Origin of the sequence: Acinetobacter sp. IK31 (genome assembly GCF_035615195.1) — a bacterium.
In the GTDB taxonomy this organism is placed as follows: domain Bacteria; phylum Pseudomonadota; class Gammaproteobacteria; order Pseudomonadales; family Moraxellaceae; genus Acinetobacter; species Acinetobacter calcoaceticus_C.
The window spans coordinates 173,683-194,555 of the sequence record NZ_JANBOB010000016.1 but is presented as its reverse complement, the minus strand read 5'-3'; the positions used below and the strand labels follow the sequence as shown (position 1 = coordinate 194,555).

15 protein-coding genes are annotated in these 20,873 nt (G+C 39.3%); 5 read left to right on the top strand and 10 right to left on the bottom strand.

What is annotated here, in order from left to right; all coding sequences use genetic code 11:
• Nucleotides 1-47 precede the first annotated feature (47 nt).
• Entirely contained in the window at nt 48-851 is an 804-nt protein-coding gene (locus MSG66_RS09515; protein WP_324653854.1) for an SDR family oxidoreductase, read from the top strand.
• A 44-nt stretch (nt 852-895) separates the two neighbouring features.
• On the opposite strand, the gene MSG66_RS09510 is transcribed toward MSG66_RS09515, so the two are convergent.
• From MSG66_RS09510 to MSG66_RS09495, 4 genes are all read right to left on the bottom strand, one after another.
• Entirely contained in the window at nt 896-1,237 is a 342-nt protein-coding gene (locus MSG66_RS09510) for a GlpM family protein (RefSeq protein WP_324653853.1), read from the bottom strand.
• Between the two features lie 52 nt (nt 1,238-1,289).
• On the bottom strand, nt 1,290-1,643 hold the full coding sequence (locus tag MSG66_RS09505) for a DUF1304 domain-containing protein (RefSeq protein WP_324653851.1): 354 nt from the start codon (nt 1,641-1,643) through the stop codon (nt 1,290-1,292).
• 66 nt (nt 1,644-1,709) lie between these two features.
• Nucleotides 1,710-2,687 carry a zinc-binding dehydrogenase gene (locus MSG66_RS09500; protein WP_133971302.1) on the bottom strand — a complete coding sequence of 326 codons (978 nt, stop codon included), beginning with the start codon at nt 2,685-2,687 and terminating at the stop codon, nt 1,710-1,712.
• A 3-nt stretch (nt 2,688-2,690) separates the two neighbouring features.
• Nucleotides 2,691-3,293, bottom strand: a complete 603-nt coding sequence (locus MSG66_RS09495; protein WP_324653848.1) for a TetR/AcrR family transcriptional regulator — start codon at nt 3,291-3,293, stop codon at nt 2,691-2,693.
• 295 nt (nt 3,294-3,588) lie between these two features.
• Here MSG66_RS09495 and uvrA point away from each other — a divergent pair, with 295 nt between their 5' ends.
• On the top strand, nt 3,589-6,420 hold the full coding sequence (gene uvrA, locus MSG66_RS09490; protein ID WP_324653846.1) for an excinuclease ABC subunit UvrA: 2,832 nt from the start codon (nt 3,589-3,591) through the stop codon (nt 6,418-6,420).
• 38 nt (nt 6,421-6,458) lie between these two features.
• Here the strand turns inward: uvrA and MSG66_RS09485 are convergent, their stop codons facing one another.
• Nucleotides 6,459-8,168 (bottom strand): GGDEF domain-containing protein, encoded by a 1,710-nt coding sequence (locus MSG66_RS09485; protein WP_324653844.1) that lies wholly within the window; start codon nt 8,166-8,168, stop codon nt 6,459-6,461.
• 1,010 nt (nt 8,169-9,178) lie between these two features.
• Between MSG66_RS09485 and omp33-36 the strand changes: the two genes are divergently transcribed.
• Nucleotides 9,179-10,084 (top strand): porin Omp33-36, encoded by a 906-nt coding sequence (gene omp33-36 / locus MSG66_RS09480; protein WP_042895717.1) that lies wholly within the window; start codon nt 9,179-9,181, stop codon nt 10,082-10,084.
• A gap of 60 nt (nt 10,085-10,144) precedes the next feature.
• Here the strand turns inward: omp33-36 and MSG66_RS09475 are convergent, their stop codons facing one another.
• The 4 genes from MSG66_RS09475 to MSG66_RS09460 all read right to left on the bottom strand — a co-directional run bounded on the left by MSG66_RS09475 (nt 10,145) and on the right by MSG66_RS09460 (nt 15,193).
• Nucleotides 10,145-12,112: a BCCT family transporter gene (locus MSG66_RS09475; RefSeq protein ID WP_133971294.1), complete on the bottom strand. Its 1,968-nt coding sequence runs from the start codon at nt 12,110-12,112 to the stop codon at nt 10,145-10,147.
• A gap of 167 nt (nt 12,113-12,279) precedes the next feature.
• Complete coding sequence (locus MSG66_RS09470; RefSeq protein ID WP_003654029.1) at nt 12,280-12,972, bottom strand: ion channel; 693 nt, start codon at nt 12,970-12,972, stop codon at nt 12,280-12,282.
• 171 nt (nt 12,973-13,143) lie between these two features.
• Complete coding sequence (locus MSG66_RS09465) at nt 13,144-14,859, bottom strand: cation acetate symporter (RefSeq protein WP_262473120.1); 1,716 nt, start codon at nt 14,857-14,859, stop codon at nt 13,144-13,146.
• Between the two features lies 1 nt (nt 14,860).
• Nucleotides 14,861-15,193 (bottom strand): DUF485 domain-containing protein, encoded by a 333-nt coding sequence (locus tag MSG66_RS09460; RefSeq protein ID WP_133971290.1) that lies wholly within the window; start codon nt 15,191-15,193, stop codon nt 14,861-14,863.
• A gap of 182 nt (nt 15,194-15,375) precedes the next feature.
• Here MSG66_RS09460 and MSG66_RS09455 point away from each other — a divergent pair, with 182 nt between their 5' ends.
• Both MSG66_RS09455 and MSG66_RS09450 read left to right on the top strand, forming a co-directional pair.
• Nucleotides 15,376-18,873, top strand: coding sequence for a PAS domain-containing hybrid sensor histidine kinase/response regulator (locus tag MSG66_RS09455; protein ID WP_324653839.1), 3,498 nt, complete (start codon nt 15,376-15,378; stop codon nt 18,871-18,873).
• Between the two features lie 387 nt (nt 18,874-19,260).
• Nucleotides 19,261-20,028 carry a hypothetical protein gene (locus tag MSG66_RS09450; protein WP_324653838.1) on the top strand — a complete coding sequence of 256 codons (768 nt, stop codon included), beginning with the start codon at nt 19,261-19,263 and terminating at the stop codon, nt 20,026-20,028.
• A 44-nt stretch (nt 20,029-20,072) separates the two neighbouring features.
• On the opposite strand, the gene MSG66_RS09445 is transcribed toward MSG66_RS09450, so the two are convergent.
• A complete protein-coding gene (locus tag MSG66_RS09445) occupies nt 20,073-20,723 on the bottom strand; it encodes a response regulator (RefSeq protein WP_042895731.1) in 651 nt (216 codons plus the stop codon).
• Nucleotides 20,724-20,873 lie beyond the last annotated feature (150 nt).

Genomic DNA, 20,873 nt, shown 5'->3' with positions numbered 1-20,873 from the left:
AGGGACAAGGTTTATCGTAACAACTTCTGTTATTACGGACCAATAAAATGAGTGCTCATCTTTCTACCTTCAAAAATTCAACAGCATTAATTACTGGCGCATCTTCAGGAATAGGCAAAGCCTATGCACAAAAACTTGCATCTTTAGGTATTAATTTAATTTTAACGGCGCGGTCCGAGCAAAAGCTGAATGATTTAGCCGATGAACTTAGAAAAAAATATAACGTGACTGTTGAGGTGATCGTTTTAGATTTAGCTCAACCAAATTCAGCTCAAACCTTATTTGATGAAGTACAAGCTAGAAAATTATCAGTAGAAATTTTAATTAACAACGCAGGATTTGGAAAATGGACTAAATTTCTAGATCAATCTGTAGCTACCTATCAAGAAATGATCACGCTGAATATCAGTAGCGTAACGTCTTTATGTTATTTATTTCTGCCGCACATGCTTGCTAACAAAAAAGGCATCATGATTAATATTTCATCGACAGGTGCGTTTCAGCCATTACCCTATATCGCTGTTTATGGTGCGAGTAAATCTTACGTATTGCAATTTACTGAGGCACTGGCAGGAGAATATGCATCTTCAGGTGTTAAGTTTCTAGCGGTTTGCCCAGGAAATACAGAAACCAATTTTACTCAGGTCGCAAATGCCGATACCAGCGGTATGAAAAGTTCGACAGTTGATGATGTTGTGTCTGCAACGGTTGCAGCATTAGATAAAAATAAACCGACTCTTGTTGTAGGTTGTAGCAATTATTTAACGTCTCAACTGCCTCGAATTCTTTCTCGCAAAAAAATGATCAATTTAGTTGAAGGCATGCTTAGAACCCGCGTTATTGAATCATAAACATATTTAAATTTAAAAGATTAAGGGTTCTCTCTTAATCTTTTTTAATGCTGAAACGACTGCCAGCCATAAATTAAACCTGCCGCGGCAACTACCCAACACAGTGTTGCCAAACCTAGACATGACCACATCGACATACGCGTTGCAAGTACATAGACCGCCACTAAATAAATGGCATATGGAATAAGTGACCATAGGCCAAACAGAGCTGTTTTCTGTAAAGCCTCAGCTCCTTTTTGCTGATAAACAATCACATGAGCAATCAAAGCGAATGTAGGAAAAAGCGGAACTAAACCTGCAATATAAAATGCCTTACTTTTCGATAAAATCGAAATGACGAGAACAACCCCTGCTCCCAACATACATTTTAAAAATAACGCCCACATGCGCCGATCCTATCTGGTCATTTCCATATCAAAACGCTGTATTGTGCGCTTTTCAGAGAAAATTAACAGCAAGCAACGCAATCAATGCGGGAACTGCCTGAATATAAATAATCTTTTTACTGGCTGTTAGTCCACCGTAAATACCTGCAATGAGTACACAGCCTAAAAAGAAGTTGGCAATGGATGTCGCAAACGGTGCATCTGCAAATAAAGCCCAGAATAAACCCGCAGCCAAAAAGCCATTATAAAGACCTTGGTTTTGTGCCATGACTTTGGTGAGTTTTGCTTTTTCTGCATTATTTCCAAAGGCTTTCATGCCATAGGGCTTATCCCACAAAAACATCTCTAACACTAAAATATAGACATGTAATATTGCAATTAAACCCACTAAAACTTGTCCGATCATACGATTTTCCTTTTTATTTTAAAGATATTAAAAAAAGATCAGTCTCTCGACTGATCTTTTAGTATTTTACGGCTTTAACAATACTTTGCCTTGGCGAGCACCTTGAGTTGCTCTTTGGGCAGCAGTTTTAATCTCATCAAAACTAAAAACGCCTTCTACAGGAAGGATTAATTTTTTCTGAGTCGCTAACGTTAATAACTCGACAATAAGCTCTTTTTTACGTTCTGCTGGCATTTCTTTGTTGACCACACTTGCCCAGAAACCTTTTACAGTTGCTTGTTTGAAAATAAGATCACCCGATGAAATTTGCATGGTTTCACCTGTCATGCTTCCAAATGAAACCAATAGGCTATTTTCACTAAGCAAGTTAAGCATTTCACCACTTGCACTTCCGCCAATCGAGTCCACACCCGCAATTAAAGGTTGGTCCCCATGAATCTGTTTAACTTGCTCTTTCCAGTTAGGCTGATCGGTTGCTACAACATGTTGAATGCCTAATGCTTGCATCTCGGCAATTGCATCAGTACGACGAACCAGATTAATCACAGGTAAACCACGTGCCTGCGCAATCATGGCAACAGTTTTACCCACCGCGCCATTCGCTGTGTTTTGAATTAACCACTGACCCGGTTGAACATTTACAAAGTCCAATAGCATGAGAGCACTAATTGGCATACCAATCAGCTGCGCCGCTGTTTCATCATCAATTTCATTATTTAATGGAATAAGACCCTGAGCTGGTGCAATAAAGTATTCAGCCCAACTGCCATGAACAGCTGCAACTGCAATACGTTGCCCTACCTGTACATGAGTAACGCCTTCACCCAATGCATCAACAATACCAACGGCTTCACTACCACCAATAGCGGGTAAAGTAGGCTTGTAGCCATAACTTCCACGTACCGTCCACACGTCATGGTTATGGATTGGAGACATGATCGTTTTAATACGTACTTCGCCTGCTTTTGGTTCTAGCTTTGGCATATCCGCCTGCTCTAAAACGTCTACAGGTTCGCCAAAATTACCATGGATAATACTTCGCATGCTTTATTCCTCTATCGGTTTTAAGAGTTGTTGGGTGGTTTCTAAAGCTAGATGTAGATGCGCTTTGTCTTGCGACAATTTTGTGAGTAAAGCTGCACCTAACCATAACTGATACATCACTTGGGCAGTTTTCAAAGGGTCAATATATTTTGGAATTGATCCTTCTTGTTGGCCTTCTTTGAGTAGCAAAGCCAAACGTTGCGTTAATTTGTGCACACCGTCATTGAGAATTTGACGCATATCTTCTGACAAGTCAGAAACTTCGGCTGCCAACTTCACAATCAGGCAGTTTTCAGCCCAGCTACCATTTACCGGATCATCAATCCATGCCTGCCATAACGCCATTAAACGGGCGTGGGCACTTTGCTCACTGTGCTGCCAAAGCTGTTCCATACGCACTTTATAGTTGGCCATGTATTGCTCTAGCAAAGCACAGCCAAATGCCTCTTTTGAAGCAAAGTAGTGGTAGAACGAACCTTTAGGTACGTCACACGCTTTTAAGATTTCTTGCAAACCAACACCGACAAAACCTTTGTGTAATACCAGCTCAAAACTGGTATCCAAAATATGTTGACGGGTGGTTTCACTTTTATTTAGTCGTTTCATGCATACATCATAAACAACTATTAGACCAGTCGTCTAGTAAAATTATGTTGCTTCATTTTGTTTGTGACTTAAAGTGGAAATCTAAAGTGATGAGTGTTAAAAATACAACCTGAAAAATTAAACAAATTTTGTCGATTGTCGTTTAACCGTCACAATTTGTCGCTTTAAATCATTTTATACCACTTGAACAATTTTAAATCGTTATCATATATGGTCTGTTGTTTCTAAATAGCCGTGCAACACATAGCTGATCGATCAACAACTAAATTTTCATCAATACATATTGAGATGTTTTATGAGCCAAAGTCATATCCGTATTCGAGGCGCACGTACCCATAATTTAAAAAATGTGTCACTCGATATTCCACGCGACAAATTTGTGGTAATTACGGGGTTATCAGGTTCAGGAAAATCTTCTCTTGCCTTCGATACCCTCTATGCCGAAGGACAACGCCGTTACGTCGAATCACTTTCGGCCTATGCCCGTCAGTTTTTATCGCAAATGGAAAAGCCTGAAGTAGACTCGATTGAAGGTCTGTCTCCAGCCATTGCGATTGAGCAAAAATCTACCAGTCACAACCCCCGCTCAACTGTCGGTACCATTACCGAAATTTATGACTATTTGCGTTTGCTTTACGCTCGTGTCGGTACGCCTTATTGCCCTGAGCATGATTTACCGATGGTTGCGCAAACTATTTCTGAAATGGTAGATGCGGTAAAAACGCTGGAGGAAGGCACATCGCTTATGTTGCTTGCCCCAGTGGTTCGTGAACGTAAAGGTGAATACAGTAATTTGTTCGAACAACTACAAGGTCAAGGTTTTGTACGAGCACGTGTTGATGGCGAAATCATTGATATTGATACACCACCTGAACTCGACAAAAAGAAAAAGCACACTATTGAAGTTGTAGTTGACCGTTTTAAAGTACGTGAAGACTTAGGTAATCGTATTGCTGAATCATTTGAAACCGCTTTACGTTTAGGTAGTGATATTGCAGTTTTATCATGGATGAATGGTGAACATCCTGATCGCGTTTTTTCTGCAAAACATTCATGTCCTGAATGTGATCGTGCTGTGGCAGAACTCGAACCGCGTTTATTTTCATTTAACAATCCATTCGGTGCCTGCCCTGTTTGTGATGGATTAGGTACACGCAGTCACTTTAGCTCTGAGAAATTAATTCCAACTCCTGATCTTGCGATTAGTGAAGGAGCAATTCGTGGTTGGGATCGTCAGCGTCCTTACTATTACTCAATGCTACAAAAAGTTGCTGATCATTTTGGTTTTCAACTGGATACACCGTGGAACCAGTTAGATAAAGATACTCAAAAGAAATTTTTACAAGGTACGGGCAAAGAAAAAATCGATTTAAGTTATATCGATGAACGTGGCCGCAAACACACACGTGTACAACCTTTTGAAGGAATTTTGCCACATCTGGAACGTCGTTACCGTGAAACTGAAAGTAACTATGTACGTGATGATTTAGCTCAATATTTATCTAACGCAGCTTGTGACGCCTGTGATGGCTCACGCTTAAATGAAATTTCACGCAACGTCCGTGTTAAAGACAAAACTATTGCCGACATTACCCGCATGTCGATTGGTGATGCCGAAAGCTACTATCAAGACTTAAATCTGGAAGGTGCCAAAGGCGAAATTGCCGATAAAATCTTTAAAGAGATTCGTGAACGTCTACACTTCTTGGTGAGCGTTGGTCTGAACTATTTAAGTCTGGCCCGTTCTGCCGAAACGTTATCGGGCGGTGAAGCACAGCGTATCCGTTTAGCCTCACAAATTGGTGCGGGTTTAATGGGTGTGATGTATGTACTTGATGAACCATCGATCGGTCTACATCAACGTGATAATGACCGTCTACTACAAACCTTAATTCGCTTACGTGATTTGGGTAATACGGTACTGGTTGTTGAACACGATGAAGATGCAATTCGTGCAGCCGACCATATTATTGATATTGGTCCAGGCGCAGGTATTCATGGTGGGGTGATTATTGCCGAAGGAACTTATGATGAATTGGCTAACCATCCTGACTCGCTCACAGGTCAATATCTTTCAGGCAAACGCAAAATTGAGATACCAAAACAACGGACTCAATCGCCACGTCCAGACGAGTTCATCAAACTTTCAGGTGCGAGCGGTCATAACCTAAAAAATGTCGATTTAACCATTCCACTCGGCATTATGACTTGTGTGACTGGCGTTTCAGGTTCAGGTAAATCGACGCTGATTAACCGTACTTTGCTACCTTTAGCGGCGACACAGCTTAATGGTGCAACGACTTTAACTGCTGAAAAATTTGATGCAATTGATGGTCTTCAACATCTTGATAAAGTCGTTGATATTGACCAAAGTCCAATTGGTCGTACGCCACGCTCTAACCCTGCGACCTATACAGGACTATTTACCCCAATCCGTGAATTATTTGCCCAAACACCAGAAGCAAAAGCCCGTGGTTACAGCGCAGGACGTTTCTCATTTAACGTGAAAGGCGGGCGCTGTGAAGCATGTGAAGGCGACGGCATGATTAAAGTCGCGATGCACTTCTTGCCAGACATGTATGTGCCTTGCGATGCATGTCATGGCAAACGCTACAATCGTGAAACACTTGAAGTAGGCTATAAAGGCAAAAACATTTCTGATGTTTTAGAAATGACCGTTGAAGATGCTGCCGAATTCTTTAGTGCAATTCCTGTCATTCATCGTCGTTTAGAAACCTTAACTCAAGTGGGTCTCGGTTATATTCGCTTAGGTCAAGCTGCAACCACACTTTCTGGTGGTGAAGCACAACGTGTGAAACTAGCGCGTGAGTTAGCAAAACGAGATACGGGTAAAACTTTATATATCTTGGATGAGCCAACCACAGGTCTTCATTTCCACGATATTGCAAAACTTCTTGATATCTTGCATGAGCTACGCAACAAGGGTAATACCATTGTGGTGATTGAACATAACCTAGACGTGATTAAAACAGCTGACTGGGTTGTCGACTTAGGCCCTGAAGGTGGTTCAGGCGGCGGGATGATCATTGCTGAAGGTACACCTGAACAAGTGGCTGATGTTGAAATTTCTCATACAGGTCGTTTCTTAAAACCGATGTTGAAGTAATTTATTGAATAAAAAGCCGGAAATCATTTCCGGCTTTTTTATCCCTCAACCACATTTCGTCCTCGAGCTTTAGCTCTTAAGAGTGAACGGTCAGCCTTCTCTAAAAGCTCAATCCAACTCGCAGCTCCTATCGCAAAACCAATACTGACAGACACATGTAATTTTTCGTCTGAACCAGATAAATCAATTTCTTCTAAAGAAATAGCACTACGAATTTTTTCTGCTAAAAGGCGAGCATCTACAAATTGCACCTGCTCTAACAATATTAAAAATTCATCTCCACCATAACGAACAATTAAATCCGAACTTCGGATATTTTGCTTTAATTGCTCGGCAATACTGACAATGACATGGTCACCCACAATATGCCCATATTGGTCATTCACCTGTTTAAAACGATCTATATCTATAATCATTAAACAGGTCTGGGTAAATTTTTGAGGATAGCTTTCAACAATTTTTAAATATTCAGATAAAGCTAGACGGTTGGACACACCAGTTAATGGATCAGTATTAGCAATATTCTTTAATTGAAATTCAAAAGCATCGCGTTGTTGCAACATACGCTGTAATCGATCAATCGCTTCAAATAGGGAAAGGAATTCACCTTTTGTTGTTACATTCATCTCATCTGTCCAATGATTAGAACTATGCGATAAATCTAAAATTAAAGTTCTTGCTTTTATTAAAGGAGAAAACACTCTTCTTTGTGCATAATTAAGCGTAAGTAACGCTGTGGCTAAAGAAATTAAAGAAATTAATAAAGTCAAAAGAAAACCATTTCGAGCAATTACATTTTCTTGAGATGCAATCACTACACTTTCATCAAGAATATAACTTTGTAAATCAACCACAGTGGTAAATTTACCCACGATTGCTTCTGTCAATTGAGTGCCATTTAAATAATATGGCTCTCCTTTTTGGCTTTCTTCTAATAACTTTTCTACAATCGGAATACCTTTATCTATAAATTCTGTTTTCACTTGGGAATATAAGCGACGGTATTTAGGGTTCTTTGCCTGTTCAGGCTGTAAGGTATCAACCAAAATCCATAAATATCGAGCTTGATGCTGAGTTTGCAGGGAACGTGCACGATTATTACTTGGAATTTCTTCATTAAAGCTCACAGGAGCAATAATATTAGATGCCATCCGCCCCGCCTGATCTCGCATATCGGTCAGGACTATAATCAGCGTAAAGTAATTAGAAATACGGCTATCTTTACTTTTTAGCTGCAACATCAATTTTTGCAGTATTTCTCTACAATTATCCCATACTCCAAACATCCCCAAAATAGCATTATCCATTTGGACGGAAGTTCTCGCTTCATATGAAGTTTCACCGTAATAATCAACGACACGTCGAGCTTGTTTAAGATTTTCTTTAAAGTTGGTTTGCAGCTCATTTGCTAATGAAATATAACCGGCTTGTTTTAAGATAAGAATGCTTGTATCAATTTGCGCATCAACAATTAAACGAAATTTTTTTAATTCTTGCTGATTTTTCAATAAATTATCAGGCCTACTCGACATCATTTTATTAGCTGGAGCACGCTCCTTAGAAATTTTATAGGCAATATCGGCTACCGCTCTTAAACTTTTTATTTCGGCTAAGGCTTGTCTAGTTTTTATATAATCCTGATAGCTTCCCACAATAAGTGGTATTGCCATGAATAATAGGGACAAAATAATAACCAGCATAAAAAAGAACAGTCGATTACTGATGTGCTCTGAACGTAATCCTGACATTTCTAGCTCGTACTCCGTAAATGTCCTGACATTTTTACGACTATATAAATTAGGCTTAAATCCATCCTAGCATTTTAATAACTAGAATTTCATCAATAACCCCTTCATTTCTCGTTTAATAATTATACGGTTCCTACATTTTAGTAAGCTTAAATAATAAACTGTATCGAAAAATTAAATTACTTTTATGAAAAAACTCTATTTTACAGATTAAAAATATTTAGCAATGATAGTAAAACGTATTTAGTTATCCTCTTGGATGCAATTCTCCCAGCATCCACTGCCCAGCTTTAAGCTGGGTTCTTTTTGGTCTAATATTTTTTAACTAAATTTCATGTAATTCTTATTATAATTTTAAGATTTTCTTATAGATAAAAAAAAGCTCAACCTTGGGGAAAGCTGAGCTCATAAAATCTGATGTGCTATGCACATCGTATCTGGAAAAGCACTTTAAATCCTAAAAAATGTTAGGCAGTGAACTTTGCAATTAAATTATGTGACTTGTCTCTACTTTTGTAAAGCCGATTAAATTAATCAGAATTTAAAATTTAATCGTTTTTTCAATTTAAAATAGAGATTTCTTTTATTTTATTCACTTATATAATAACTAAAAATAGTTAAATTTTTTAGTTAAACTAATCTAAATATCGTTAACTATTACTCAAAATAATACTAATTTGATAAGAAATAGGTGATTTTTTATCCACTCTGTAAACAATATTATACTTTTATTAATGTTAAAACCGATTAATGTAATCTATTTTTCCAATTATTATTGTAATAACTTTTAAACATTTACTACTAAATTCCTTATGAAATATAATTATTAGTCTCTTGTAAATGTTCATTTTTTTACCAGGTTGACAATTTACTTTTCATTTGATTAGTTTTTCACCATTTTTTACATAAGTGTCAAATATCTTTAACATTCCTTTTTTTCATTATTGACTTCATAAATTGTTACAATACAATGACCCCAGCTTTATCTCTTGTTATTGCTGGAAATGATTATGAAAAAACTTGGTTTAGCCACTGCTGTATTATTAGCCATGACCGGTGCTCATGCTTATCAATTTGAAGTTCAAGGTCAATCTGAATATGTTGACACAACTGCAAATGATAAAAACTTCACTGGTGACGTTGCTGGTACATACTATTTAAAAAATGTTGATACCACTAAAGGTCCTTTAGCTGAAGCGGCTTTCTTGAACCAAGCTTCTAACGTATCTGTAGGCTATAGCTACCAACAGTATGACCAAAACAACGTAAACTACCACGTTGGTACTTACGGTGTTAAAGGTGAGGCTTACGTTCCTACACCTTACCTTCCTGTATATGCTAGCGCAACTTACAACCACACTGATGTTGATGGTAAAAACAACTTCTCTAAAGATGACAACGGTGACCGTTATGCATTAGAAGTTGGTGCTATGTTGTTACCTAACTTCTTGATGACTGTTGGTTATACAAGTGTTGCTAACCAATTCGCTTTAGACAACTTTGGCATCATCAGCAACGGTATCTACTCTGCTGTAAACCAAACTGCTGCGATTCAAGATGACCAAGATGCTATTACAGCACGTGCTAAATATGTAGGTCCAATCGATGGAACTAACATGGCAATTGGTTTTGAAGCTGCTGGTGCTTTCGGTGAAGAAAACCAATACGGTTTAAAAACTGACCTTTACTTAACTCCTAAGTTAAGTGTTGGCGCATCTTTCGTGGGTAACGATGGCGTAGCTGACATCAAAGGTAATGAACTTGGTGAATTCCGTCAAGCTTGGGGTGGTAACGTAAACTACTTCATTACTCCAGCTTTAGCAGTTGGTGCATCGTACATGAAAGCTGACGTTAAAAATGCTTCTACTAGCTACGACACACAAACTATCGGCTTAAATACTAAATTCCGTTTCTAATTTAATTTAGAAATCGAATTAAAAAAGGACTCAATTGAGTCCTTTTTTAATGCCTAAATATTAGCTTCGTACAATATTTAAGAAATACAGATGACGTTCATATTGATCAATAATGTCCTGAATTAAATCTTCTTGAGTCCAATCCATCACATCATAGTTCTGACCGCCCTCTCGTAAAAAGACTTCTGCCTGAAAGTATTGTCCATCTTCCGCTTCAGTACGTCCCATAAGAAAACTTGGCGGTAATGTTTCACGTGAAACAACTTTATAAATAAAATTAATTTCATGATGATGGTCTACTCTAAGCTGCATACCATCTTCAAGTTGACTAATTGAAACTTCCAGATGACGGCGTCTAAACTCATGTTTAATATTTTCAAAAGCACCGCTCACCTGCTTTTCAATATACTGTTTTACTTCTGCTTCACTATGAGGATAGTGCATGATTAATCCCAGACGCTGTTGCCAGCTCCGCGGATTATGAATAGCGCGCGGTGTAATTCTCGCTTCTTGAATAGCAGTCATTTTAGTGACATCAAGATGCAGCGCCTTTATTAACCCCCAACTCATAAATAGCATGACGACTGTAAATGGGAGTGCGCTCATAATGATTGAAGATTGAAGTGCAGCCAAACCTCCTACCAACAATAAAATAATAGCGAGTAGAGCCATCAGTACTGTCCAGAACAGACGTTGCCATGTTGGCGAATTTTCTGTTTTTGCAGTTAAATAGTCGGTCACTAATGCACCCGAGTCAGCGGAGGTGACAAAAAATAAAACCACTAAAACAGTTGCCAAGACATTCATTACCCCAGAGAAAGGTAAATGATTTAGAAATTCAAATAATGCAACTGACGAATCTTGTTGAACAGCCTGAATTAAAGTTGTTTGATGCTCATGAATAATACTAAATAGCGCAGCATTTCCTAAAAAGCCCATCCAGATAATAGTGAAGCCTGTTGGAATAAGCAAAACCCCAACAATAAATTCTCGAATAGTACGACCACGCGACACTCTGGCAATAAACATTCCCACGAATGGTGACCAAGAAATCCACCAAGCCCAGTACAAAATTGTCCAACCACCAATCCAACCATTTGGCTGATAAGCATATAAATTGAATGTCATGGTAAAAAGATTAGAAATATATTGCCCAGTGTTTTGAATGGTTGTCTGGAGCAAATAAATGCTTGGGCCGGCAATAAAAATAAATACTAAGAGAATTACAGCTAAAACCAAGTTTATTTCTGATAGGCGTTTTACACCTTTATCTAGACCTAAAAAAACAGATAAAGATGCTAAAATACTAACGAAAATAATGAGTAAAACTTGAACATGGGTACTTTGCTCGACACCAAATAAATAATGCAAACCGGAATTGATCTGGGTTACCCCAAAACCAAGAGATGTTGCGACACCAAATACAGTTCCTATCGTTGCAAAAATATCAATACTATCGCCCAGTGGGCCGTAAATCTTTTTACCGATGAGAGGATAAAGTGCAGAACGTGTCTTTAAAGGTAAATTATGTCTATAGGCAAAGTAAGCTAAAGCCAATCCCACTAAAGCATAAATCGCCCAAGCATGTAGCCCCCAGTGGAAAAAGGTAACTCTTAGCGCTTGCTGGGCCGCATCAATTGTTTGTGCGTCACCGCTCGGGGGAGTAACGTAATGCATAACGGGTTCAGCAACACCGAAGAACATTAAGCCAATTCCCATACCTGCGGTGAACAGCATGGCAAACCAAGACCCATTATTATAATCAGGTTGACTATGGTCGGGGCCTAATTTAATACGTCCAATTGATGAACAGGCGATATAAATCAATAAGATGAGAAAGAAAGCAACAGATAAAACATAAAACCAGCTAAACGAGTCAGTGATCCATTGTTTCAAGTGTTGCGTTAAAAGTTCAAAAGAACTCGGAGCGATCACAACAACTGCTAAGAACAGAGCAATAATAATGACCGTACCAAAAAATACGTTAGGATTAACGTTTGCGAACCAACCGGGTTGTTTGGAAGGCATAAATCCTCCATGTTATTTTAATGACGAGTGACAGGCTTAAATGCCGATAAGATATTCATAGAATGAACGAAGTTAGGCCTTTCAATTGAGAAAGCCGATAATACTCTAATTAAACTTAAAGAATATTGCAGTTACAAAGGTGTAAATAAATTAAAACACCTTCTACATTATTTATCTGAATTTTTTTTAGGGAGGTGGGTAATATATTGTAAAGCAATTAATCGAGTCACAATTAAAGCTAAATACATGACGCCACAGAACATTTGGAGCATGGCTAAAACGCGTGCTGGTGGGCTAAGGGGCATTAAATCAGACAAGCCTGTAGCCGACTGCAAACTAAAGCTTAAAAATAATAAATCTAACCAAGTTTGTAAGTGGTGCACGTTATTTGGATTTTGAAAGCTAGACGGAAGAATAAGCTGACAAATGTTATATAAAAATGCAAACCCCCATGCGATAAGCGTAAAGACTGCTGCTGCTGCAAACAGCTCATCTCTTGTTAAATACTGATCGGCAAACATATAACGAAATAAGCCATAAGCTGCTGAAAAATACGCTAGCGCTTCACAACCATGCGCAAAAACCTGAACGTATAAATTTCCATATCCTAATAAAATAAATACCGAGGATATAATCGCCCCACTGACAAATGTTAACCCGAGAAAAGTAAACATTGGGGTTTGACGAATAACCTTGGCAATAATGAGTAAGGCCAGCACTCCTAAAGCCCATGTTAGGGTACGGTAAAATACATCATGAAAAGTCAGCATAGCCAAAATGAGTAAGATAAATTGCACAAGTAGCAACCATGCAGAAGGTAGCAATCGAAAGCTCGCCCAGAACTCGATGATAGATCGCATTATTATTTTCCTTGTTTCATTATGCTTTTTGAGGTCTAGCAAATCATACTGTACACAAAACAAGGCAAACAAGTTATTCTTTATTAATATCTAAGCCCTAAATTGGAAATTAAATAAGCATAAAAAAAGCCCCGTAGGACTTTTTTCAAAAATTAGATAGCAATATTGCGCTTAGTGATCCGAGGCACCAGATGCTCCAATACCTGTCATTGAGCGAACATACTGAGCATCGAAAGCAGCGCGCTCTTTTTTAGCACGCGTAGAGTTGTCAGTAACCGAGAATAACCAACAGCAAAAGAAAGACAATGGCATTGCGAATAATGCAGGACCATTGAATGGATTAATTGGTGTATCCGAAATTTTTAAGGTATCGACCCAAACTGCTTTAGAAAGAATAATTAATGTCACTGCCATTAGAAGCCCAACAACACCACCAATAACTGCCCCACGAGTCGTTAAGCCTTTCCAGAACATTGAAAGAACAAGAACCGGAAAGTTTGCACAACACGCGACAGAGAACGCTAAACCCACCATGAAAGCGACGTTTTGCTTTTCAAACAAAATACCCAAAATCATGGCAAAAATAGCTAAACCAAGTGTCGCAATTTTTGACATACGAAGTTCAGAAGCTGGTGTAGTTTTGCCTTTCTTAAATACGTTAGCGTATAAGTCATGCGAAATTGCAGATGCACCTGAAAGTGTTAAACCAGCAACAACAGCAAGAATAGTCGCGAACGCTACTGCTGAAATGAAGCCCATGAATAAGTCACCGCCTAAAGCGTCACTTAAATGCACGGCTGCCATATTGTTACCACCAACAAGCTCAAGTTTGCCTGTCATTGCCATTTTTGCAACATCAAGGAACTGCGGGTTGTTTGAAACGAAAAGAATCGCACCAAAACCAATAATGAAAGTTAGAAGATAGAAGTAACCAATAAAACCTGTCGCAACTACAACTGATTTACGAGCTTCTTTCGCATCTTTTACTGTAAAGAAACGCATAAGGATGTGCGGTAGACCTGCTGTACCAAACATTAATGCTAGACCCAGAGACAAGGCATCAATCGGATTTGCCGCAAGTTTACCTGGTCCCATAATTTTTGCAGCATCGGTCAAGCTGACATCGTGTACTTTACTAAAAACTTCAATTGATTGGCTAAACATATTGCTGAAGCTGAAACCGACTGCTTTCATCACCATGAATGCCATGAAGGTTGCGCCACTGAGTAACATGACCGCTTTGATAATTTGTACCCATGTGGTTGCCAACATGCCACCAAAAATTACATAGGCCATCATTAATAAACCAACGATGACGACAGCAATATTGTAGTTCAAACCAAATAGTAATTTGATGAGCTGGCCAGCACCTACCATTTGAGCAATAAGATAAAATGCTACAACAACAAGCGAACTGACCGCAGCTAAAGTACGTACTGGTTTTTCTTCAAGACGAAATGAAACTACATCTGAAAGGTTATATTTACCAAGGTTACGCAAACGTTCTGCAATTAAGAATAAAACGATTGGCCAACCCACCATAAACCCAAGAGAATAAAGTAGGCCATCAAAGCCCGAACTAAACACCAACGCAGAAATACCAAGGAAAGATGCGGCAGACATATAGTCACCAGCAATTGCCAAACCATTCTGGAAACCGCTGATGCCACCCCCTGCGGTATAGAAATCTTGTGTTGATTGGGTTTGTTTTGCAGCCCACTTGGTAATAAACAAAGTGAAACCAACAAAAATTAAGAACATGATGATGGCATGCCAGTTAGTCGCCTGTTGCTCAGCTTCACCTAAGTCAGGACCCGCCATAGCTACCGTTGAATATAGCGATGCTGCTGTCAGCAAGACTTTCGCCTTTAATGAATTCCATTTCATATTAGTGTAGTCCTTTCTCATGCGCGATGGCTTCAACTTCCTTCAACGCTTCTTCACTCAACTGGTCAAGGGTCCTATTCGCGATAAAAGAATACACGCCACATAGTAGGAAAGATAAAACAATAATTCCTAAACCTAGCGGGATTCCCCATGTCGTTACACCACCACTAAATGAACTCATCAAAAATTCTTTGTTGTAGCCCACAAGTAGCATAAAGCCCACATAAAGCACTAACATGATGACTGTGAGCGTCCAACTTAATGCACTTTTTTTCTTGACCATCTTTTGAAACTTTGGATTGTGTAGAATCTGTTCTACTTGGTTCTGATCCATAACCAAACTCCTTGCCCTGTGTCCAGCCTTGGCCACTTTTTTAATAGTAGTTTCTCAGGATTAAAGTTAGCAAAATTACGTGTAATTCGTAACTTAGACTTTGGTCGTTAAAATTTAATCAATTTATAGCTTTGTTTCTGCTTGCGGTATGATAGGCACAAGGTTTTAATCATGTGAGTCATATGAACAGCTGGCTGATTATTGGGGTACTCACCCTTTATATAGCACTCTTATTTGTTTGTGCTTTTTTTGGTGAAAAGCATGCCAGCCGTCTGAGTACACGTGGCCGCATGTTCTTGTTCAGCTTAACACTAGGCGTTTACTGTTCATCATGGACTTTTTACGGCGCGACTGGAGCAGCTGTCCGAGAAGGCGTCATTTTCTTGCCTATTTACTTAGGTCCTCTCTTATTTGTCTGGTTCGGTTATGACATTTGGCGGCGTTTAGGTCGGGTACGCCAACACCACGCCATCTCATCTATTGCTGACTTTGTTGCAGCACGTTATGGAAAAAGTGGGGTATTGGCATCACTGGTTACCATTTTGGCTGTAATCGCAATTATTCCCTATCTGGCCTTACAGTTACGTGCGATTGCATTAAGTACTTCTGTCATTATGGAACAGAATGCTCATATTCATACAACTACCAATAGTGTTTTGCTTTTAACCAGTGTACTGGCTATTTTGGCCATGATTTTTGGTACAAGGCAAATTGCAAATACCGAGCAACATGGTGGCCTCATGTTAGCCGTCGCATTTGAATCTTTTGTAAAATTATTCGCACTTATTTGCGTCGCTTTATTTTTTATTTTTGAAACACCAGCAAACCTTGTACAAGTTACAGCCGATGTGAACCAAACCTTTCAGGAAGTTCAACTCTTTGGAGTGCCTGAAACATTCTGGATTCAGACATTATTGGCAGGTTTAGCAATTATCTGCTTACCACGTCAGTTTCATGTCGCAGTAGTTGAACTGCGTGACGAAAAGCATATCCGTGGTGCGCGTAAATGGTTTGCGGTTTATCTCATTTTAACGATTTTAGCCATTATTCCGATCGCAAGCTGGGCCTTACATGCAGCACCGAAGTTCTTGACTGTACCCGATGTTGCCGTGTTGTCATTACCCCTTAGCTATAACCAAGAAGGGTTGGCTTTACTGGCTTTTTTAGGGGGGTTCTCTGCATCAACCGGTATGTTACTGGTTTCTTCAGTTGCGTTGTCTATCATGCTCAGTAATGACTTGATTATGCCCGCACTCTGGCGTTTTAAGTTACTTTCACGGCACGATAAACATTTGCCTAAAGTTCTTAAATTTAGCCGCCGTATTAGCATTGTAGCGGTCATGTTACTTGGTTTTTTATTCTTCCATTTCTTTAATGATATTAACCAGCTTTCTGTATTTGGTTTATTAGCGTTTAGTGCTGTTGCTCAGTTTGCACCGGCCCTCATTGGCGGATTGTACTGGCGGGGTGGAAGTCGCCAAGGTGTTTATGCAGGACTCATCGTTGGATTTTTAATGTGGAGCTACACTTTACTCGTCCCAACTATTTTACGTAGCTTGCCAGAAACCTATCAGGAAACTGCTCAACACATTTTACTTTTCGGCCCTTTAGGAATTAATGGGTTACGTCCAGAGTCACTTTTTGGTTTTGAATCATTTGCACCCTTAACACATGGCGTTATTTGGTCTCTCGGTTTAAATATTCTTTTATATATCTGGATTTCAAAAATTTATCGGCCAAGCGTGGCTGAGCAAATTCAGGCAGAAAGCTTTTTCTATTATGAAACAAAACCGCTACCTTCACCGCATACATCTACCGATTTAACCTATTTACCCCACGATGCAGCACGTTTAAAAGTAGGTGATCTGTTCGCCCTTGCTAAAAGAATTACAGGTGAACAGCCAACAACCCAAGCATTTGAAAACTTTTGTGAGCAAAATCATTTAATATTGAATGAAAATAGTATTGCGAATGGCATGTGGTGGCGTTTTACCGAGCAATATCTAGCCGGTATTATCGGCGCTGCTTCTGCCCGTACTTTGCTCACTACAGCAATGATCAATAATGGTCTGGCGTTGGGCCAAGTGGCTAATATTTTGGACCAAGCCTCACAATGGCAACGTTTTAACCAGAACTTACTCATGACCATGATTGACCACATGACTCAAGGGGTGAGTGTAGTTGATAAAAATATGTGTCTGGTGGCGTGGAATAACCAATATTTAAAACTGTTTGGATATCCAAAAGACTTAGTGTACGTTGGCTGTCCAATTGCCGACCTGATTCGTTATAACGCTGAGCGAGGCGAATGTGGTCCCGGTTCAGTCGAAGAACATGTCCGTAAACGCTTGCACTGGATGAAAGTAGGAAGCGCACATGAGTTCGAACGAATCCGTAAAGATGGCCGCGTCATTCAAATGCGTGGGAACCCGATTTCAGGTGGCGGCTTTGTGACAACCTTTGCCGACATTACACCCTTCCGTACCAATGAGGCAATACTTGAAGCCCGAGTAAAAGACCGAACCCAACAGCTTGCCGGTGCTTTAACAGAACAACAGCTTGCACGTGAACAAGCAGATATGGCCAATATGTCAAAAAGCCGTTTCATTGCTGCGGCAAGTCATGACTTATTACAACCGATGCATGCGGCTCGCCTCTTTAGTACCGTTCTTGAACAAAGCATTGCGACAGAAGAAGATCGTCAGACTTTACAACAACTTGATCGTGCTCTATATGGCGCGGAAAGTATGCTCTCTGCCCTACTCGATATTGCCCGTTTAGAAGGCGGTAGCATACAGCCAAAAAGACAACCTTATCCTTTGCATGATTTACTCAGTGATCTTGAACTACAGTTTAAATCAATTGCCGCTCAGCGAAATATTTCACTCAAAGTTCACGATGTATCGTTCTGGATTGATACAGATCCACAATGGATTCGACGTATTATTCAGAACTTTGTCAGCAATGCTCTGCGCTATACAGCCAAAGGCCGAGTGATTGTAGGCGTTCTACGCTCGGCGCAAAAGTCAGGCCATATTCGTATTGGTGTGTGGGATACAGGCCCCGGAATTGCAGAAGAACAGCGAATTAAACTGTTTCAAGAATTTGAACGCTGTGGACATCTGTCACCTTGGGGAGAGCAAGGTTTAGGCTTAGGACTTGCTATTGTGCAGCGTATGACAAGCTTGTTGAATTACCCTGTTCATGTCTATTCGCAGCTCAATAAAGGCTCATGCTTTATGATTGAAGTTCCAGTGGTAGAAGCGCCAAAAGTGATCACCCCAGCCGTGCAGACAGTGCCATTAAAAACCAAAGCCTATCGAATTTTGTGTTTAGACAACGATGAAACTATTTTAGAAGGTATGAGTAGTTTACTCGGTCGATGGGGATATCAAGTCTTTAAAGCTACTGAACCAGAACAGGCGCTTGAGATTATTCAAAAGGAAAATATTCAGGTCTGGCTCATCGACCAACACTTGAATAACAACCAACTCGGCGTCGATTTTATTTTGCAAAATCGACAGCATGATGTTCCAGTTGCCCTGATTACAGCTGACTCCCATCCAGAGTTACCTCAACAATTGAAAGAACTTAATATTGTTTTACTCAAAAAACCGCTTAAACCAGCTTCATTAAGAGCTTGGTTATCGGGACTTAAAATTGCCAGCGCGGCAGATTAAATATCTTCTCTCCCAGCTTTTTTATAGGTCTGGGAGAGATTTTTGGCAAAAGTTATAGGTTTAATTTAAGCCAATAGGCAGAACTGCTCAAAAAGTCTACTTTTACCCAAGAAATAATTGACCAAACTTTCCAATGCCCTTTTTCCTATGGCAAAGCCCACCTTTTTTGTAAGTGAACACGTGTACACCTAGTTACAATTTAATAAGCATTTGTTTTTTAAAATTATTATATACATAAAGCCACCACATACGACTTTAGTCTTATTCTACTTGCATTCTTGATGACACATAACTATTCCAAACGCATTTGATAAATGTATAACTATTTTTTAACCGATTTCTATATTAAGCATCCCTGCTCACGAATTAATGCAAAGGACAATTGCTATGAATATTTCTGATAACAGCCCACAAAACCAACTCTCATCTCAACAGTTTTATCGTCAATATAGTGCCAATGCTTTACTTCCTGAATTAGATTGGCGAAGTATTTTTCTCAACAGCAAACTGAATGAAGCACATATCAAGGCATTAAATACGATTTATCAATGTGCTGTTCCTTTGGCACTTAATATTTTTCATGATTTGAATTTTGATGTATTTGCTCCAGCAGCCTATCACCCGCAAGGTTTAGGATTATTTGATAAATTAGGCCAACAAGAAGAGAAATTCTTACAGGTCCTTACCACTGAAAGCGAAAACCTTGATCACGATACGCGTCATCAAATCTGGAGCATGCTACTTCGCGGTGGAGCAGTACTCGTTTTCAAAGCTTGGCTTGGCCATGTCAAACTCGGAGAAAATCAGTTAGATATGACTCAGTTTGATGAACTCTCTGACCTACTTTTTATTAAGACTCATCCAGATCAACTTGCTGAACGATTACATGTTGATGCAAAAGCAAAACTCGACCATATCTTCTTAATGTATGGCAATGATATTTTTCTAGATCGATTTAATAGCCTTGAAACCGCTGCCCTGTTTGTTGATTTGGGTGTTTATGATGCGGCGTTCTTAAGTCTTCGCGATGACCGCGTGGCTGAATATTTAAAAACGAAAGGTTATGTGACTCAAGAACAGATTGATGATTTGCAATGTGCACTCAACCCATTGTACTGCGACAGCCTAACCCCAAAACAAGATTGCCTTGCTTAATTCACACATATAAAAAGACCTCAATTGAGGTCTTTTTTTTAATTTTAGATTTTTCTATCTTCAATATTTAATGCACTAATGGCCAGTACAGCCTGTGTTCGGTTTTGTACACCCAATTTTCTAAAGATGGCTGTCACATGGGCTTTAATCGTTGCTTCTGAAACATCTAGCTCGTAGGCAATCTGTTTATTTAACAAGCCTTCTGCAACCATCATCAAAACACGAAATTGCTGTGGTGTTAAAGATTGAATACGTTCAGCTAAAGCAGTTTCCTCTGCCGCTCTCGGGTCAAGATTAAGGTTAGATGGCAAGTTAGGTGGTAACCAGATATCACCTTCTAAGACTTGACGAATCGCTTCACCAATATGACTTGGATGAGCAGATTTAGGAATATAACCCATCGCGCCATGTGCAATCGCACGCTGAATGATTGAAGTTTCTTCATGTGCAGAAACCACAATAATTGGAATAGCTGGATACTGTGCTCGCACATAAACCAAAGCAGAAAAGCCTGAAGCACCCGGTAAATTTAAATCGAGCAATACCAAATCAGGTTCTGCCCCATTTTCCAAACGCTCATAAAACTCATCAACCGAAGCTGTTTCATGAATTTGTGCCTGTGGCAGGCTATAACGTACTGCTTGAATTAAAGCATGACGAAACAAAGGATGATCATCAACGATTAAAATATTCATAAGCGATTAAAGTAATCTTGAGCATAATTATGGCCTATTGTAACCCTACTATTTAGATGAAAGATACGTTCATCTTATCCATTTTTATGCAAAATGTTGATAAATGCAGAACTTAGCAAAAATTTTCAGACGTTTTTGAACTTTTAATCA

Bases quoted from the DNA above. Each gene is read 5' to 3' on its own strand.
- MSG66_RS09515 (WP_324653854.1), top strand. From the start codon at position 48: ATGAGTGCTCATCTTTCTACCTTCAAAAATTCAACAGCATTAATTACT.
- MSG66_RS09510 (WP_324653853.1), bottom strand. From the start codon at position 1,237: ATGTGGGCGTTATTTTTAAAATGTATGTTGGGAGCAGGGGTTGTTCTC.
- MSG66_RS09505 (WP_324653851.1), bottom strand. From the start codon at position 1,643: ATGATCGGACAAGTTTTAGTGGGTTTAATTGCAATATTACATGTCTAT.
- MSG66_RS09500 (WP_133971302.1), bottom strand. From the start codon at position 2,687: ATGCGAAGTATTATCCATGGTAATTTTGGCGAACCTGTAGACGTTTTA.
- MSG66_RS09495 (WP_324653848.1), bottom strand. From the start codon at position 3,293: ATGAAACGACTAAATAAAAGTGAAACCACCCGTCAACATATTTTGGAT.
- uvrA (WP_324653846.1), top strand. From the start codon at position 3,589: ATGAGCCAAAGTCATATCCGTATTCGAGGCGCACGTACCCATAATTTA.
- MSG66_RS09485 (WP_324653844.1), bottom strand. From the start codon at position 8,168: ATGTCAGGATTACGTTCAGAGCACATCAGTAATCGACTGTTCTTTTTT.
- omp33-36 (WP_042895717.1), top strand. From the start codon at position 9,179: ATGAAAAAACTTGGTTTAGCCACTGCTGTATTATTAGCCATGACCGGT.
- MSG66_RS09475 (WP_133971294.1), bottom strand. From the start codon at position 12,112: ATGCCTTCCAAACAACCCGGTTGGTTCGCAAACGTTAATCCTAACGTA.
- MSG66_RS09470 (WP_003654029.1), bottom strand. From the start codon at position 12,972: ATGCGATCTATCATCGAGTTCTGGGCGAGCTTTCGATTGCTACCTTCT.
- MSG66_RS09465 (WP_262473120.1), bottom strand. From the start codon at position 14,859: ATGAAATGGAATTCATTAAAGGCGAAAGTCTTGCTGACAGCAGCATCG.
- MSG66_RS09460 (WP_133971290.1), bottom strand. From the start codon at position 15,193: ATGGATCAGAACCAAGTAGAACAGATTCTACACAATCCAAAGTTTCAA.
- MSG66_RS09455 (WP_324653839.1), top strand. From the start codon at position 15,376: ATGAACAGCTGGCTGATTATTGGGGTACTCACCCTTTATATAGCACTC.
- MSG66_RS09450 (WP_324653838.1), top strand. From the start codon at position 19,261: ATGAATATTTCTGATAACAGCCCACAAAACCAACTCTCATCTCAACAG.
- MSG66_RS09445 (WP_042895731.1), bottom strand. From the start codon at position 20,723: ATGAATATTTTAATCGTTGATGATCATCCTTTGTTTCGTCATGCTTTA.